This is a genomic window from Methylobacterium aquaticum, from assembly GCF_001043915.1.
GTDB lineage: Bacteria > Pseudomonadota > Alphaproteobacteria > Rhizobiales > Beijerinckiaceae > Methylobacterium > Methylobacterium aquaticum.
The window spans coordinates 1-725 of sequence record NZ_LABX01000341.1 but is presented as its reverse complement, the minus strand read 5'-3'; the positions used below and the strand labels follow the sequence as shown (position 1 = coordinate 725).

Genomic DNA, 725 nt, shown 5'->3' with positions numbered 1-725 from the left:
GCTCGCCGGCATCCGCGAGGGCGAGGCGGTCTCGGCTTACATCCACGTGCCGTTCTGCGCCGAGCTGTGCCTCTATTGCGGCTGCCACACCCGGGTCGTGCGCCGCTACGCCCCGGTCGAGGCCTATGTCGCCGCGCTAGAGCAGGAGATCGACCTCGTCTCGGAGCGCTTCGCCGGGCGGCCGGTCCTGCGCCACCTGCACTGGGGCGGCGGCACCCCGACCATGCTGCGCGGTTCCGACATGCGCCGCCTGATGGCGCGGCTGCGCGGTGCCTTCACGGTCGCCCCCGATGCCGAGATCGCGGTCGAGATCGATCCCCGCACGCTCACGCCGGCCGATGTCGAGACCCTGGCGGCGATCGGCGTCACCCGGGCGAGCCTCGGGGTGCAGAGCCTCGACCCGGACGTCCAGCGCGCGATCCGGCGCCTCCAGTCGGTGGAGGAGACCGCCCGGGCCGTGGCCTGGCTGCGCTTCTCCGGCATCGAGGCGGTGAATATCGACCTGATGATCGGGCTGCCGCACCAGACCGTGGAGAACGTCCTGGCGACGGTGAACCACGCGGTGGCCCTGGAGCCGGACCGGGTCGCGGTGTTCGGCTACGGCCACGTGCCGTGGATGAAGCCGCATCAGCGGGCGCTCCCCGAGGCGGCGCTGCCGGGCCCGCGCGAGCGCCACGCGCAGTTCGAGGCGGCGGCCGCGCGGCTCGTCCGCGCCGGCTATGTCC

At 73.7% G+C, this 725-nt stretch carries 1 protein-coding gene; it reads left to right on the top strand.

Annotation, left to right across the window (positions count from 1 at the left end; all coding sequences use genetic code 11):
* On the top strand, positions 1 to 725 hold a 725-nt coding region (locus tag VP06_RS31460), incomplete at both ends, for a radical SAM protein (RefSeq protein ID WP_048467761.1).